The sequence below is a fragment of the Desulfurella multipotens genome, from assembly GCF_900101285.1.
Taxonomy (GTDB): Bacteria; Campylobacterota_A; Desulfurellia; order Desulfurellales; family Desulfurellaceae; genus Desulfurella; species Desulfurella acetivorans.
The window spans coordinates 16,487-31,698 of record NZ_FMYU01000004.1 but is presented as its reverse complement, the minus strand read 5'-3'; the positions used below and the strand labels follow the sequence as shown (position 1 = coordinate 31,698).

General features: G+C 34.1%; 14 protein-coding genes. 1 reads left to right on the top strand and 13 read right to left on the bottom strand.

What is annotated here, in order from left to right:
- Positions 1-40 precede the first annotated feature (40 nt).
- The 13 genes from thrC to BLQ93_RS03040 form a co-directional block, all read right to left on the bottom strand.
- Positions 41-1,393, bottom strand: coding sequence for a threonine synthase (gene thrC / locus BLQ93_RS03100; protein ID WP_092128089.1), 1,353 nt, complete (start codon positions 1,391-1,393; stop codon positions 41-43).
- Between the two features lie 9 nt (positions 1,394-1,402).
- A complete protein-coding gene (locus tag BLQ93_RS03095) occupies positions 1,403-2,830 on the bottom strand; it encodes an MlaD family protein (RefSeq protein ID WP_092128087.1) in 1,428 nt (475 codons plus the stop codon).
- A 3-nt stretch (positions 2,831-2,833) separates the two neighbouring features.
- Positions 2,834-3,565 (bottom strand): ABC transporter ATP-binding protein, encoded by a 732-nt coding sequence (locus tag BLQ93_RS03090; RefSeq protein ID WP_025391497.1) that lies wholly within the window; start codon positions 3,563-3,565, stop codon positions 2,834-2,836.
- A gap of 1 nt (position 3,566) precedes the next feature.
- Positions 3,567-4,334 carry an MlaE family ABC transporter permease gene (locus tag BLQ93_RS03085; RefSeq protein WP_092128085.1) on the bottom strand — a complete coding sequence of 256 codons (768 nt, stop codon included), beginning with the start codon at positions 4,332-4,334 and terminating at the stop codon, positions 3,567-3,569.
- A complete protein-coding gene (alr, locus tag BLQ93_RS03080; RefSeq protein ID WP_092128084.1) occupies positions 4,334-5,443 on the bottom strand; it encodes an alanine racemase in 1,110 nt (369 codons plus the stop codon). Before alr ends, BLQ93_RS03085 begins: the two co-directional genes overlap by 1 nt.
- An 81-nt stretch (positions 5,444-5,524) precedes the next feature.
- Positions 5,525-6,247, bottom strand: a complete 723-nt coding sequence (locus BLQ93_RS03075; RefSeq protein ID WP_025391494.1) for a succinate dehydrogenase iron-sulfur subunit — start codon at positions 6,245-6,247, stop codon at positions 5,525-5,527.
- A gap of 11 nt (positions 6,248-6,258) precedes the next feature.
- Positions 6,259-8,070 (bottom strand): succinate dehydrogenase flavoprotein subunit, encoded by a 1,812-nt coding sequence (gene sdhA, locus BLQ93_RS03070; protein WP_092128082.1) that lies wholly within the window; start codon positions 8,068-8,070, stop codon positions 6,259-6,261.
- 12 nt (positions 8,071-8,082) lie between these two features.
- Positions 8,083-8,463, bottom strand: coding sequence for a succinate dehydrogenase, hydrophobic membrane anchor protein (locus tag BLQ93_RS03065; protein ID WP_025391492.1), 381 nt, complete (start codon positions 8,461-8,463; stop codon positions 8,083-8,085).
- Between the two features lie 10 nt (positions 8,464-8,473).
- The gene (gene sdhC / locus BLQ93_RS03060; protein ID WP_025391491.1) at positions 8,474-8,848 is read right to left on the bottom strand and encodes a succinate dehydrogenase, cytochrome b556 subunit; all 375 of its coding nucleotides are present in this window, start codon (positions 8,846-8,848) and stop codon (positions 8,474-8,476) included.
- A gap of 90 nt (positions 8,849-8,938) precedes the next feature.
- Positions 8,939-9,496, bottom strand: a complete 558-nt coding sequence (locus BLQ93_RS03055; protein WP_025391490.1) for a Fe-S-containing hydro-lyase — start codon at positions 9,494-9,496, stop codon at positions 8,939-8,941.
- A 10-nt stretch (positions 9,497-9,506) separates the two neighbouring features.
- Positions 9,507-10,355: a fumarate hydratase gene (locus tag BLQ93_RS03050; RefSeq protein WP_084323525.1), complete on the bottom strand. Its 849-nt coding sequence runs from the start codon at positions 10,353-10,355 to the stop codon at positions 9,507-9,509.
- 10 nt (positions 10,356-10,365) lie between these two features.
- Positions 10,366-11,316: a malate dehydrogenase gene (mdh, locus tag BLQ93_RS03045; protein ID WP_025391488.1), complete on the bottom strand. Its 951-nt coding sequence runs from the start codon at positions 11,314-11,316 to the stop codon at positions 10,366-10,368.
- A gap of 85 nt (positions 11,317-11,401) precedes the next feature.
- Positions 11,402-11,749, bottom strand: coding sequence for a tRNA-binding protein (locus BLQ93_RS03040; protein WP_092128081.1), 348 nt, complete (start codon positions 11,747-11,749; stop codon positions 11,402-11,404).
- Between the two features lie 134 nt (positions 11,750-11,883).
- Here BLQ93_RS03040 and BLQ93_RS03035 point away from each other — a divergent pair, with 134 nt between their 5' ends.
- Positions 11,884-15,144 carry an NAD-glutamate dehydrogenase domain-containing protein gene (locus BLQ93_RS03035; RefSeq protein WP_092128079.1) on the top strand — a complete coding sequence of 1,087 codons (3,261 nt, stop codon included), beginning with the start codon at positions 11,884-11,886 and terminating at the stop codon, positions 15,142-15,144.
- Positions 15,145-15,212: the final 68 nt, after the last annotated feature.

The window sequence follows — 15,212 nt, the reverse complement described above, 5'->3', positions numbered from 1 at the left end:
CGCCTAATTTATAATATGGTTATTAAAAAGTCAATGGTGACTATACATTAGCATTTAATTCTATAAAATGTTTGATTGCTTCAATACTATTTTCTTGCTCAAAATTTCTTTTTTTTGTTTTAAGCTTTGCTAATTTTTCAGGCATGTCTATTTTAAAGCCCAAAGCATTTTCTATAGCTTCACTAAATTTAGCGGGGTGAGCAGTAGCCAAACATATTGTTTGTTTACCTTCCTTTAAGGCCGCTTTAACTCCACAAGCAGTATGTGGATCTATAATATAATTATATTTTTCATAAAAATATTTAATAGTTTCTAAAATTTCCTTATCGCTTGTTCTATACGCGCTAAAATCGCTTTGTATTTGATTGAGTTTATCGGTAAATGAAAGTTTGCTATTTTTATTTAATTCCACCATCAAATTTTTAACTTTGTTACAATCTTGATCATATAAGTAATAGATATAACGCTCAAAATTGCTTGCAAGTTGTATATCCATAGAAGGACTTAGCGTTTTTTTAACATTTTGTTTTGAATAATCACCAAAGCGCACAAACCTATACAATACATCATTTTCGTTAGTAGCCAATATAAGTTTTTCTATGGGTAAACCCATTAATTTAGCTAAATATCCTGCAAATATATCACCGAAGTTGCCTGTTGGTACACTAAACAATACATTTTTACCTATTTTTAAAAATGCATAGTAATAATATACAATCTGAGCTAAAATACGCGCAAAATTAATAGAATTGATAGAGCCTAAATGGTACTTTTCTTTAAATGCATTGTCTTTAAAAATTTCCTTTATGATATTCTGGCAATCATCAAATGTACCATATATGGCTATTGGAAAAACATTTTTATCTTCAATATCACACATTTGAAGCTCTTGAGTAGGGCTTACGCCATTTTTAGGATAAAGTATAAATACCTTGACATTTTTTTTGCCTTTAAGTCCATAAATTGCGGCACTACCCGTATCGCCACTTGTAGCACCAAGCACATTCAATGTTTGATTGCGCTCATCTAAAATATACTCAAAAAGATTTCCTAAAAACTGCAAAGCAATGTCTTTAAAAGCATAAGTTGGGCCATGGAATAACTCTAAAATATATAAGCTATCAAATTGCCTAATAGGTGTAACCTCAATATCATCAAAAACAGCATAGCTCTTTTCAATAAGATCAAATATGTCTTTTTCTTTGATATCATCTATATAGAGTTTAAATATTTCAAATGCAATGGATTTAAAATCATCGTTTTTTAAATTTTGTGGCAAAAGTTTTGGTACAAATTCTGGCACAATGAGGCCACCATCTGTTGCAAGGCCCATCATTATTGCATCTTTAAAGCTAATCTTATCTACACCACATCGCGTGCTTTTATAAAACATATACTCTCCTTAATTATGCGGTATACTGCTTGCAGCCCCTGCAAAGTATTTTAAATCCTCGTTTGTAAATTTCATACCCAAACCTATAAAAGGCGATCTTGATTGGCTATTCAATAAGTCATTAACACCACCATATAAATAAAAATGTCTTAAAATTCTATATGAAGCTTGAATCCTAACTTGTGCATTGTGATCCCTTATATCGTTTGAATGGTTAAAATCAAATGCATCCGCTGTTAATTTCAGATCAGGCGTAACATAATAGTCGGCACCAACACCAAAAGTTGACTCAATAATGCCACCTCTTATAACTATGTTATTGTAGCGCTTGCCCATTTCTGCTGTTATGCGCGTTTTTGTATTCTGACTAGAAGGATTTGGTGTATTTTCGTAATTCTTCTCATTAACCGCTTCAATTCTATAAAACCTATCAGGTGCTGTATATATATTTACACCCGCAATTCCCATAGAATTGCCACCGCGCGTTAAGTAATTACCTTGAATATTTGCCTGTACAAGTATTCTATTCATGCGGCCAAAGTACTCTTTTAAATCTTTAAGTGTTGAATTTAGGTTATCATAAACACTCTCATCATTAACAAGTTTACCTACTGTACCTTTGCCTTCATTAATCTTTCTTGAAATCTCATCGATATTTGCCGTTGCGTTATTAATGTTATTGTAGATTTCATCTTTTGTCATAAGGCCACCAATGGTTCCTTTACCTTCTTTAACATTTTCTGTTAAAGCATAAATATTATTCAAAGAAGCATTGAGTTTACCCATTGAAGTTTTTGCATTTTCAAGCGCTACTTTTAAATCAGGTCTAGATTGCAAAACAGTTTCGTTTATATTTGACATTGCTTGGTTAAATGCAAGCATTGCCTGTTTTGCTTCTAAAATTGTCGCCCTGAGTGCCGCTCTGTTTTCATTGACTACTTCATTTAAATTAGCCGTTAATACGGCAATATTTTCAAGCGCTTTAGCAAGGTTATCTCTGTTTTGCTGATTTAGTACTTCACTTGCACCACGCACAACATTATTTAATCCAACAGCAGATTGTGTATAAATAAAAGACTGATTATTGGCTAAATAAATATTGCTTTTGCCTTGCGTAATCTCAATGTAGGTTTCTCCAAGCAAGCTTGTTGTAGAAATTGAACAAATTGAATCTTTGGGTATTTTATAATTAGAGTAAATTTCCATGGCAACTTTAGCACCCTGTGGTGTTAATTCAATATTTTTAACATAACCTACTTCAACACCAGCAACAGTTACTTTAGCCTTATTTTTCAGTCCAGATACATTTGAAAATGTTGCATAAAGTGTGTATGTTGGTCTTTTTGTAAGGCTAATTTGACCAAGCTTTATTGTCATTGCCCCAAACAATACTATTATAGCAAAAGCGAAAAGACCAATTGTTGTCTCTTTTTTCATTAATTAGCCTCCTTTAAATGCATCTAAAAACTCTCTAACAATTGGAGAATTTGATCTAAAGAAATTTTCTTTTTCATCAAACTCTATAATTTTCCCGCCATCTAAAAAACCTATAAAGTCAGCAATCAAGTTTGCTACATCAAGATCATGTGTAATAACCAGACACGTTGTATTTAATTTAGCTTTCATATCTTTAATAAGTTTTGCTATAGAATATGAAACAATTGGATCTAAACCAGTCGTCGGCTCATCGAAGAAAATTATTTGAGGTTTTGTAATAATAGCTCTTGCTAGCCCTACGCGTTTTTTCATACCACCAGATAGTTCACTCGGGTATTTTTCTTCCACATCACCAAGTTCTACCAAATCCAATACTCGTCTTACTTCGTCTTTGATATTTTTTTTATTAATAAGCTTATGTTCAACAACAGGAAAAGCTACATTTTCAAAAACATTCATCGAATCAAACAGGGCGGCTTCTTGAAAAAGCACACCAAATTTCATTCTTATTTTGTTAAATTCTGGCAATTTCATATCCAATAAATTTTTATTATCAAACATTATTTTACCAGAATCTGGTTTTAATGTACCTATAATACTTTTAATTAAGACACTTTTACCCTGGCCACTTTTGCCCAATATCACTGTTATTTTACCTGCTTCTATTTTTAGATCTAAATTGTTTAAAACTACCTGATTGCCAAAAGCTTTTCTTAAATTTTTAATTTCTATCATATTAAAATAAAAATGCTGACAAAATGTAATCAGCAACTAAAATAGCTACGCTTGATACTACAACAGCTTTTGTTGTAGACAAACCAACACCTTTTGCTCCTTTTGAGGTATTTAGACCCATATAGCAACCAATTGAAGAAATAATCAATCCAAATACTGCCGCTTTAATAAAACCATAGGTTAAATCGCTTAAATCAAGATATTGTTTTATATTGTCAATATAAGATACTGAATTGACTTTTAGTATAAAAACACCAACAATATAACCACCAATATTACCTACAACATTAGATAAAGCAACTAAAAACGGTAGCATAACAACAGTAGCAACAATTCTTGGCGTAACAATATAATTTATAGGGTCAACTGCCATAACCTCCATAGCATCTATCTGTTCTGTAATTTTCATTGTGCCAATTTCTGCACTCATTGCAGAGATATTTCTTGCAACTATCATTAAAGCAGTAAATACAGGAGAAAGCTCTCTGCCTAAAGACACGGCTACAGTATAGCCTATTATGTTTTCTGCACCAAACTTTTGGAAGCCATGGTAAATTTGTAAAGCTTCAACCATACCAATAAAAAGCGAGGTTAAAATTACAATAAAACTTGATGTTACGCCAATAGTGTAAAATTGATCAATGGTTTGTTTTATTCTCAAAGAACCCTTAAAAACATTAATTAATGCTTTTGAAGCTAAAATAACAATACCACCTAATTGGTCAATAAAATTTACTATTAAACTTCCAAAGTAAGTAAAAATAAACATTATATGTATACCTTTTTTGTTCTTAAACTTTTTCCAATATTAGTAAGAATTTCATAATTAATAGTTGATGCAAAGCGTGCTAAATCATCTGCATCTATCTTGCAATTTTTACTTTCGCCCATAATAATAACTTCGTCACCTACTCTGGCTTCAACATCGCTAACATCAATAGCAAACATGTCCATGCAAATAGTACCCACGCTTTTACATATTTTATCGTTTACAATTGCATTAAACTTATTAGACATGCATCTAAATAAACCATCAGCATAACCAAAAGCTACAATTGCAATTTGCATATCTTTATCTGCAATAAAGCTTGGACCGTAGCTTATTCCTTCCCCTTTATTTACAATTCGTTTACTTATAATAAAACTTTTTATACTCATAGCAGGCTTTATATTAATAGGATTATCTTCTATTTTTTTGGGATAGTATCCATACAAAGAAATACCAGCCCTTACCGCATTAAAATACGCATTTTTATAGTTCAATAAACCACCACTATTTGCTATATGATAGTATCTAACATCTAAATCACTGGATTTTATGGTATTAACTATATCTTCAAATTCGTCGATTTGCTTACTTGTTATTCTTACATCTGACTCTGAACTTGAAAAATGCGACATAACACCAACAATATCTATAAAATCTTTATTTTTTTTGTATAGCTCAATTATATGATTCAAATCAGATTTATTAAAACCTAATCTATTCATGCCTGTGTTGAATTTTAAATGTATCGGCAGCCTGCATTTTTTTGATTTTGAAAAATCTATAATTGATTGCAAAACAAAAAAATCATGAACAACAGGTGTTAAATTATAATTATATAAATCTTCAACATCGTCAAACCCCGATCTGCTTAAAATTAATATGTTGTTTTTAATGTTATTTTTTCTCAATTCGATAGCTTCCTGTGTAAAAGCTACGGCAAAATAGCTTTTTACATAGCTTATTAAACTTTGTGCAACTTCAATTGCTCCATGTCCGTAAGCATCTGCTTTAATTACAGGTATTACATCTACATTACCCACATAATTTTGTATGTTCTTAAAATTCTCAACTATTGTTTTTAAATTAATTTCTTTTATTACTTCATACATCAAAACTACCTATATTTATTTTAGCATAGTAATTGATTTTTGAAAAGAAAAAAGAAGGGCAAAAGCCCTTCTTAAAGTAAACTAGTACTTGCGTTTTAAAATCTCTTTTTGGAGAGATGCTATAGCTTTTGTGGGGTTTAATTCTTTTGGGCAGGCATGTATACAGTTTAATATAGTATGGCATCGCCATACACCGTGTATATTATTTACAGCATCAAGTCTCTCATCGCTGCCTTCATCCCTTGTATCCATAACAAAACGTGCTGCATTAAGTAATGCACTTGGACCCAAATAATCTGGATCAGCCCAATAGGAAGGACAAGAGCTTGAACAGCATCCACACAATATGCACTCATACAAACCATCAATTTTTGCCCTGTCTTCTACACTCTGCAATCTCTCTGTTCCAGGTGGTGGTGTTTTTTCTATTAGATACGGCTTTACTGCATAATACTTATTAAAAAAGTCAGTAAAATCGCATACCAGATCTTTAATAACAGGAAAACCTGGTAGAGGTTTAATAATTAAAACATTGCTGTTGTAATCCTCAATATGAGCCATACAGGAAGTTGTATTCATGCCGTTTATATTCATACCATCAGAACCACATACGCCTTCCCTGCAGCTTCTTCTATAACTAAGTGAACCATCTATATGCCACTTTATTTGATTTAAACCATCAAGCACCATCATTCCTTTTCTTTCTATAGTAACTTCATAATCTTTAAAATAAGGAGCTTTATCTTTTGCAGGATCGTACCTAAATACCTTAAATATTACTTTATCTCCAACATCAAATGCCATCTTGCCCCTCCTTAATATACCCTTTTCTTTGGTGGGAATGTTGGCGCAGTTGCACCTTTCATTCTAACAGGTTTGTAGTCAAGTTCCACTTTCCCATCTTTCCATTTGACAAGGGTATGTTTAAGCCAATTGACATCATCCCTTTCTGGATAATCATCCCTGAAATGACCACCGCGGCTTTCCTGCCTTGCAAGAGCAGCTTCTGTTTCCACTTTAGAAACATAAAGTAGAGATTCAAGTTCTAGTAGCTCAATCAACTCAGTGTTGAAATATGGGCTTTTATCTGTCATGCCAACTTTTTTAAATTCTTCAAAATATTTATCTATTTCTTTTAATTCTTCTTTAAGTCCACTTTCAATTCTAAACACAGACATGTTGTGCTGCATAGAATCTCTTAATCTCTCCCATATATCATCCATTTTAATTTCGCCTGGACCACCATCAAAATAAGCTTTAACCTGTTCAATAGTTTCTTTACCGTACTCATCGGCTATATTTTCAAGCGGTGGAGTCGGCCATTCTGGTTTTTCTTCTAAAACATATCTTGCCGCCCACTGTCCTGCCTGTTTACCGTTCACAACAAGATCTAGCAATGAGTTTGTACCAAGCCTGTTAGCTCCATGCACTGATTGACAAGCACACTCACCAGCTGCATAAAGACCTGGAATTCTAACTTCTTTTTCACCATCCCAATCTACAACTTCACCTTTTATATTAGTAGGTATACCACCCATATGGTAGTGAGCCGTTGGTTGGACTGGTATAGGTTCTTTTGTACAATCCACACCTACAAATTTATAAGCAAGTTCCCATATTCCTGGAAGTTTTGACATAATTAAATCTTTGCCCAAATGGTCTAATTTTAGCAGTATGTGGTCTTTCTTTGGACCCACGCCTCTACCTTCTCTTACTTCTGTTGCCATAGCACGTGAAACAACATCGCGAGAGGCAAGATCCATAACTTTAGGTGCGTATTTTGGCATAAAACGCTCACCAAGACCATTAACTAAATAACCACCTTCACCTCTAACACCTTCTGTTATAAGGTTTCCGACACCATAAATACCTGTTGGGTGAAATTGGACAAACTCTGGGTCTTCAATTGGAACACCAGCTTTTAAGCAAAGCTTCCACCCATCTCCAGTATTAATATGAGCGTTAGTACCAGTTCTATAGTTTCTTGTATTGCCACCGGTTGCAAAAATTACTGCTTGGCCAAAAAACATAGTAAATCCACCATTTACCATATCCCAGGCCAAAATTCCTATTGCTCGTCCAGTTTCTTTTTCTCTAAATAATTCTGCTGCATAGTACTCTGTATAATAACTTACATATTGAACAATATCAGGTCTTAATGTGCGCTCAAATAATGCGTGCAATAATGCATGGCCGGATCTGTCTGCTATTGCACATGCCCTCTGAACTGCTGACTCGCCAAAGTTTCTTGTGTGTCCGCCAAATCGTCTTTGGTAAATTGTGCCATTTTCATTCCTTGAAAAAGGCACTCCCCAGTGTTCTAGCTCGTATATTGTCTCTGGTGCATGTTTAATAAACTCTTCTATAGCATCTTGATCGCCTAAGTAGTCAGAACCTTTAACAGTATCATACATATGCCAAATCCAGTGGTCTTCTTCCATGTTACCAAGAGCAGCTGCAATACCACCTTGAGCAGATACAGTATGAGATCTTGTTGGATAAACTTCTGTAATAACAGCAGTTTTTAGTTTAGCAAGTCCGGTTTGCACAGCAGCAGCCAAACCTGCACCACCAGCACCAACTATAATAACATCAAATTCTTCAAGTTTAACTTTTATATCAGCCACATTAGCCTCCTTTTAGCCCTTAAATGGTATAATGGTTAGCGCAGCTAAAACCCAGTATAGTACGCCAACTACCCAAAAAAATCCTTTCCAAAAAACCCTCCATCCAGAATAAACATAATCTTCTATAACCATAAATATACCATTTATACCATGATAAAGTGCAAATGTCACAAATGTCATATCAAAAAGCTTCCATCCTAAATCAGACAGTCTTGCAGCTACTGCAGCATAACCTGCTCCGCCCACTGGTGCACTAATAAAGTGCTGTATAAAAAAGTGTCCAAGCAAAAGTACTAATAGAGCAATACCTGATACACGCTGCATTAACCAATTAAATTCACCTGATTTGCTACTGCCTTGATACCTATCAATATATCCTCTCATGTATTCCATAATCTACCTCCTAGCCAGCTAAACCCATCAACATAGGTATAGCGCCTGCTACAAAAACTAAGGCAAAAATAACCCAAAAAATCCATACGTTAGTTTTGTAATTGCTGCGTTCTGCTGCTCCTGCAAAATTAACAAGCACTACCCTTAAACCATTTACAGCATGATATGCTGCTACAAGCCACAGACCAACTTCTAATAACTTAAATACAGGACTTTCAAGAACGCCCATTGCCTGAGAGTAGCTTTGTGGGTTTTGTAAATTTGATATTACCCATTCATGGGCAAAAAGGTACAAAATTAAAAGTAAACCCGTCACCCTATGCAAAACCCAAGCTACAAAACCTTCGTGCCACTTATAAGATGCACTTGGTCGATACCAATTCATAAGCGTTTCTCGGCTAAAATCTTAGCCTCAAACCCCCTTTCATAAAATTTGTTAGAATATTAACTTAAAATTTATAAAATGTCAAATATTTCATAATTTATTAGCCCACTCTTTTTTTGCGAGCTCATAAAGATCATTTCCATAAGCATCGTAGCAAACAAAAACGGGCATATCTTCAACCTCAAGTTTCCTTACAGCTTCTGGACCCAAATCATCGTAAGCTATAACCTCTGCTTTTTTTATTGCGCTGCCTACAACAGCTGCTGCGCCACCGATACTTGCAAAATAAACAGCTTTGTATTTAACACAAGCGTCTTTAACTTCCTGACTCATTTTACCTTTGCCTATCATGCCTTTTAAGCCTTTTTCAATTAGTATAGGAGCAAAGGGATTCATACGATAACTTGTCGTTGGTCCTGCTGAGCCTATTGGATAGCCTGGCCTTGCTGGACTTGGACCTACATAATAAATAACCTGCCCTTTGGGATCAAAAGGTAACTCTCCACCTTGTTTAAGTGATTCTATCATGCGCATGTGTGCCGCATCCCTACCTGTATATACTACACCACTTAAATAAACCTTATCACCTGCTTTAAGCTTAATAATGTCTTCATCTGTTAAAGGTGTTTTTAATTTATATTCTGCCATATAGTGCTCCTCAAATTAAAATTTCTTTATGCCTGTTTACATGGCACGCTGTATTTATAGCCAAAGGCAGTGTTGCGATGTGGCAAGGTTCCATCTCTATATGAACACCAAGAGATGTAGTGATACCGCCAAGGCCTGCAGGACCTATACCCGAGTTATTAAGTTTTGTTAATATTTCTTCTTCCATTTCTGCAAGTCTTGGATCTGGGTTTTTTTCTCCTAAATGCCTTAGTGTTGCTTTTTTTGCTAAGATTGCACTACGTTCAAAATCGCCTCCAATACCTACTCCGATTATAGTGGGTGGACATGGATTTGGACCAGCTTCTATTACCCAATCAACCACGGTTTTTATTATACCATCTCTACCGTCAGCAGGTTTTAGCATCTGCACTTTGCTCATAGATTCACTTCCGCCACCCTTTGCATCAAAAAAGATTTTAACCTTATCACCAGGCACTATAAATGTATGCACTATAGCTGGCAAATTGTTACCTAAATTTTTTCTCGTAAGCGGATCACATGTTGATTTTCTTAAATACGCATCTTTATAGGCCCTTTCAACACCTTTATTTATAGCATCTATCAAATTTCCTTCTACAAAATGAACATCCTGGCCTATCTCCATAAATACTACAGCCAAACCTGTATCCTGGCACAAGGGAAAAACCCCTTGTGCAGATACTTCTACATTTTTTAAAATAGTTTCCAATACTGCTTTGCCAACAGGAGATTTTTCCTTTTCAAACGCTTCTTTCTCTTTTTGATGAATATCATCAGGCAATTTATAAGCAGCTTCAATTGCTAAATTATAAATAGCATCTTCAATGATAGAGACATTTATTTCTCTAATGCTAGACATAAGCCACCTTCTATAAAAGTTTTAATTCTTCAACTCTATTGCATAATTCTTTAACATGATCTGCAGATACTTTTAATGCTTTTAATTCCTCTTCTGATAACTTTAACTCAACAATTTCTTCTACGCCTGACATACCAAGTTTTACAGGTAAACCTACAAATAAATCCTTTTCTAAACCATATTTGCCTTGTGTCTTAACAGCGCATGGTAAAACATCTTTTTTATCCCTTACGATCGAGTCAATCATTTGTACTATTGCAGAACTAGTTGCATAGAATGCTGAACCAGTTTTTAGTAATTTTACAATTTCACCTCCACCATTTCTCGTCCTGTCTACAAGTCTATCAATTTGTTCTTTTGTGAAAAATTGACTAATCGGAACACCTCTAATTGTAGAGTAGCTAACTAAAGGCACCATATCATCACCATGGCCACCAAGTGTCATAGCTTCAACAGACTTTACACTAACACCTGCTTCCCATGCAATAAATCTCTTAAATCGAGTCGAATCCAAGCATCCTGCTTGACCCATAACTTTATTATCTGCAAAACCGCTCACCTTGCTTGCCGTATAAACCATAGCATCTAATGGGTTTGTAACTACTATAATTATAGAATTTGGAGAGTATTTTGCCACTTGTTCTGTAACTTCTTTAACGATTTTGACGTTAACACTTAGTAAATCATCCCTTGACATGCCAGGTTTTCTGGGTAGCCCAGAAGTAATTACAACGATATCGGAATTTTCTGTGTCTTTGTAATCGTTTGTGCCTATAATTTCTGTATCAAAGCCTTCAATTGGAGAAGCTTCCATTTCATCCAAGGCTTTGCCTTGTGGTAAACCTTCAACTATGTCTACCAAAACAACCTGCCTTGCCAACTCTTTTTCTGCAATCCTCACTGCTGTTGTAGCACCAACCTGACCTGCACCAATAACGCTAATTTTAGCATTTGCTAACATATAAAACCTCCTAAATTAAAATTAAATCTGTCTAAACTATATTCAATTTGAGTTTTTTTGTCAATCTTTTTGACCAACAATTTTTTTAAAATACACTCTTTCCTAGTTCCACTTCACCATCTACACATAAAAGTTTTACGTTATTATTTTTGTCATTAACACCAAACACCAATACTTCTGATAAAAAATCTGCAATTTGCTTAGGTACAAAATTAACAACTGCCAAAACTAACCTTCCTACCAATTCTTCTTTTGTATAATTATCAACAATCTGTGCACTTGATCGTTTCAAGCCTATTTCACTACCAAAATCAATTAGTAATTTGTAAGCTTTTTTTCGTGCTTTCGGAAAATCTTCTACAGTTAAGATTTTACCTACCCTTATATCTACTTTTTCAAAATCATTATAAGTAATTGTTTGTTTTATCGTCATATTTTCACTCCTTTTTTAAAAAATATTTTATCAAAAAAAACTTATAAATTCAAGTAAAAATACTTATTAACTAACGCTTGACATGAGTTTAGTCAATAATATAATCTTAATTAAGAATTAACAGGAGGTTATTTATGTTAGATTCACAAACCTGGTCTTCTTCCTACTCTGAGCTTTTAGCCAGACACAATATCAAAGACTCATGTCTATCTTGCTTTAATGATGACTACAAGCTAAACATTGAACCAGATGAAGCACTGATTGATACACAGGCAATACTGGATGTAATAGCAACTCAAAATAAACAGGTAAGGTTTTTTAAGCACAAAGATGAGTTGTTTTTTAAGGTTTATGCTTTTTGCAAAATACCTTTATACGAAGTTTTACCTGTTTTAAAAAACTTAGGATTAAATGCATTGTATGAAGATTTCTTTGAGTTAAACATTAAAGATAAAAATATACTTATCCAAAGGTACAATATAGAAAAGAGTTTTGACTTTGACATAGAAAAAAATGCCCGTCTTGTAGAAGAAAACTTTCTTGCTGTAATTGATAAGGTTGTAGAAAACGATGAGCTAAATATACTTACCACAAAAGAGCTTTTGGACTACAAACAGATAGACTTATTAAGGACATTTGGCAATTACCTGATGCAGGTAGATTTTAGCGTAAAAAGGATATCAATGCTTGGTTCTTTAATTAAGTACTCCCATTTGTCAAAGCGCTTTATTGAAGCATTTGATCAAAAGTTTAACCCAACTTTAGACCAGCGCAATACAAAAGAACTCTTTGAGCAAATAAATAAAGAATTGGAAACAATAAACAATATACAAGACTATAAGATACTAAGTGCTATATTTAACATAATAGACTCTACAATCAGAACAAACTTTTACAAACAAAAACCTTACCACTACATATCTTTAAAAATAGACTCTTCTAAGGTATCAAAAATGCCCCTTCCAAGACCTATGTATGAGATATATGTACACTCTTTTTTAATGGAAGGCTGTCATTTAAGAGGCGGCAAGGTAGCGCGAGGTGGTATAAGATGGAGCGATAGAAAAGATGACTTCAGATTAGAGATCTTAGAACTAATGAAAACACAGATGGTAAAGAATGCTGTCATTGTCCCTGTAGGCTCAAAAGGCGGTTTTATAATAAAGCACACAAATGGGGGTCACTTACAAGAAAAAGCCATTGAATCATACAAAACACTAATTAGAGGCATGCTTGATATCACAGATAACTATTCAAGCTCAAAAGAGCGTATCAGGCCAGATGAAGTAGTATGCTATGATGATTTTGACCCTTACCTTGTTGTAGCAGCAGACAAAGGGACAGCAAAGTTTTCGGATATTGCAAATGATATAGCCCAAAATGAATACAACTTCTGGTTAAAAGATGCTTTTGCTTCCGGTGGTAAGTTCGGCTATGACCACAAAGAACTTGGTATTACTTCAAAAGGCGCCCTTGTGTGCACAAGAAGACACTTTAGAGAGCTTGGCATAAAACTTGACTCAACGCCAATAAGCGTCGTTGGCATTGGGGATATGAGTGGAGATGTGTTTGGAAATGCTATGATTGAACTAAAAAACATACAGCTAAAAGCAGCTTTTAACGATAAAGAAATATTTATCGACCCAAACCCAGATATAGAAGCTTCATACAAAGAAAGAAAAAGGTTATTTGACAATGCCCTAAGCTGGAGTTTTTACAACAAAGAGGTACTATCAAAAGGTGGTTTTGTATGCAAAAGAGATGAAAGATCCATTTTGTTATCACCTCAAGCAAAAGAGTTTTTAAAAACAAACGAAGATAGAGTCTCTTCAGAAGATCTAATCAAACTGATACTCAAAGCAGATGTTGATCTGTTATGGATGGGTGGTGTTGGAACATACGTAAAAGCAAGCGATGAAACAAACGAAGAAGCAGGCGATAAAACCAATGACAATGTACGTATAAATGCAAACCAGGTAAGGGCAAAGGTTGTAGGAGAGGGTGCAAATTTAGGTTTCACACAGAAAGCTCGCATTGAGTATGCACTGCTTAAAGGTAAAATAAATACAGACTCTCTGGATAACTCAGCAGGTGTTGATCTATCAGATCAGGAAGTAAACCTCAAAATTCTCTTAAATGATCTAATGGAATCTAAAGTAATTAAAGACCTAGATGAGCGCAATGCTATTTTAAAAAAACTTACACCTGAAGTCATACAAAGGGTGCTTGACCATAACTACATGCAAAGCCTGGCTGTGTCTCTTGACGAGATAAGGTCTATCAAAGAACCAGAGATATTCTATGAGCTAGTTGAGTTTTTCAAGCAAAAAAAGCTATTTAGCGAATCTGAATATTACTTTCCAAACAAGCTAACACTTGCAGCTCGCATTGACTCAGGTATTGGCTATACTAAACCTGAGCTTTCTATTATGCTTTCTTTTCTAAAGATATTTATATATACAAACATACTAAAAGAAACAAACTTTGACAAATACCTGATAGATAAATACGCTTTGCTTTACTTTCCACCTTCTGCAAGAGAGGTCTACAAAGAACACATACAAAAGCACCTATTGAAAAAAGAAATAGGCTCAACCTACATTACAAACCTTATTGTGAACAGCAATGGTGTGGGTTGTCTGATAAAGCTAAACATGCTTACAAACCAGCCTTACACATCTATAATAAAAACGCTTATTTTCATATACGATCTTCTTGATGTGCAAAATATAAGAAACGAAATATTTTCTTTTGAAGATAAGATTGATCAATCAGTAATCTATAACACCATAATAGATATGTTTTACGCAGTAGAAAAATTTGCTACAAACCAGTTATACCTATTTGGTGATTCAATTATAGAGTATGTGTACAAACAAGAGATATTAGGCTACATGGATTACTATGTTGAAAATACCATAAAAGAAGGTGTATTTAAATCAAAGTACGAAGAAAAAACAAAAGAGCTATCTAAATACTTTTCAAAAGAACTAGCAGAAAAAATCGCTCAATTCTACTTTATGGATGACTTTATATTGGCATACTACATAACAAGAAAAACTGACAAAAACTTTATCCAGGTGGTTCAAACAATAGAAAAAACAAACGAAGTCTTTGGTTTCCAAAAAGTCATAGACTACGTAAACTCAATAAGAATTGTAAACGAGTGGGACAGGTTTGCTCAATTTTCTATGATAAGAAAATACACTATGGCTATGGTAAAAATATCCATGAAAATTCTAAACGAATATGACAGTAGTATTCAAGCACTGCTAAATGCTAAAAAGACTTTTTTTGATAGCTATATAAGCCAGCTAAACTCTATTTCTACACTATCTGCAAATAACCTACACCCTGTATTGTTGCTTTATGATAGGTTGGAGGGCTTTATATAAAAGTTGTTGAAAAATATTTAAATAATTGTATAATAAATATGTGAAAAAAATTTATTATAAAGAGGGTT

Coding starts and splice junctions, on each gene's coding strand:
- BLQ93_RS03050 (WP_084323525.1), bottom strand. CDS start 10,355: ATGTCTAGCATTAGAGAAATAAATGTCTCTATCATTGAAGATGCTATT.
- sdhC (WP_025391491.1), bottom strand. CDS start 8,848: ATGAATTGGTATCGACCAAGTGCATCTTATAAGTGGCACGAAGGTTTT.
- BLQ93_RS03035 (WP_092128079.1), top strand. CDS start 11,884: ATGTTAGATTCACAAACCTGGTCTTCTTCCTACTCTGAGCTTTTAGCC.
- BLQ93_RS03065 (WP_025391492.1), bottom strand. CDS start 8,463: ATGGAATACATGAGAGGATATATTGATAGGTATCAAGGCAGTAGCAAA.
- BLQ93_RS03075 (WP_025391494.1), bottom strand. CDS start 6,247: ATGGCATTTGATGTTGGAGATAAAGTAATATTTAAGGTATTTAGGTAC.
- BLQ93_RS03090 (WP_025391497.1), bottom strand. CDS start 3,565: ATGATAGAAATTAAAAATTTAAGAAAAGCTTTTGGCAATCAGGTAGTT.
- BLQ93_RS03095 (WP_092128087.1), bottom strand. CDS start 2,830: ATGAAAAAAGAGACAACAATTGGTCTTTTCGCTTTTGCTATAATAGTA.
- thrC (WP_092128089.1), bottom strand. CDS start 1,393: ATGTTTTATAAAAGCACGCGATGTGGTGTAGATAAGATTAGCTTTAAA.
- BLQ93_RS03055 (WP_025391490.1), bottom strand. CDS start 9,496: ATGGCAGAATATAAATTAAAAACACCTTTAACAGATGAAGACATTATT.
- BLQ93_RS03040 (WP_092128081.1), bottom strand. CDS start 11,749: ATGACGATAAAACAAACAATTACTTATAATGATTTTGAAAAAGTAGAT.
- BLQ93_RS03085 (WP_092128085.1), bottom strand. CDS start 4,334: ATGTTTATTTTTACTTACTTTGGAAGTTTAATAGTAAATTTTATTGAC.
- mdh (WP_025391488.1), bottom strand. CDS start 11,316: ATGTTAGCAAATGCTAAAATTAGCGTTATTGGTGCAGGTCAGGTTGGT.
- alr (WP_092128084.1), bottom strand. CDS start 5,443: ATGTATGAAGTAATAAAAGAAATTAATTTAAAAACAATAGTTGAGAAT.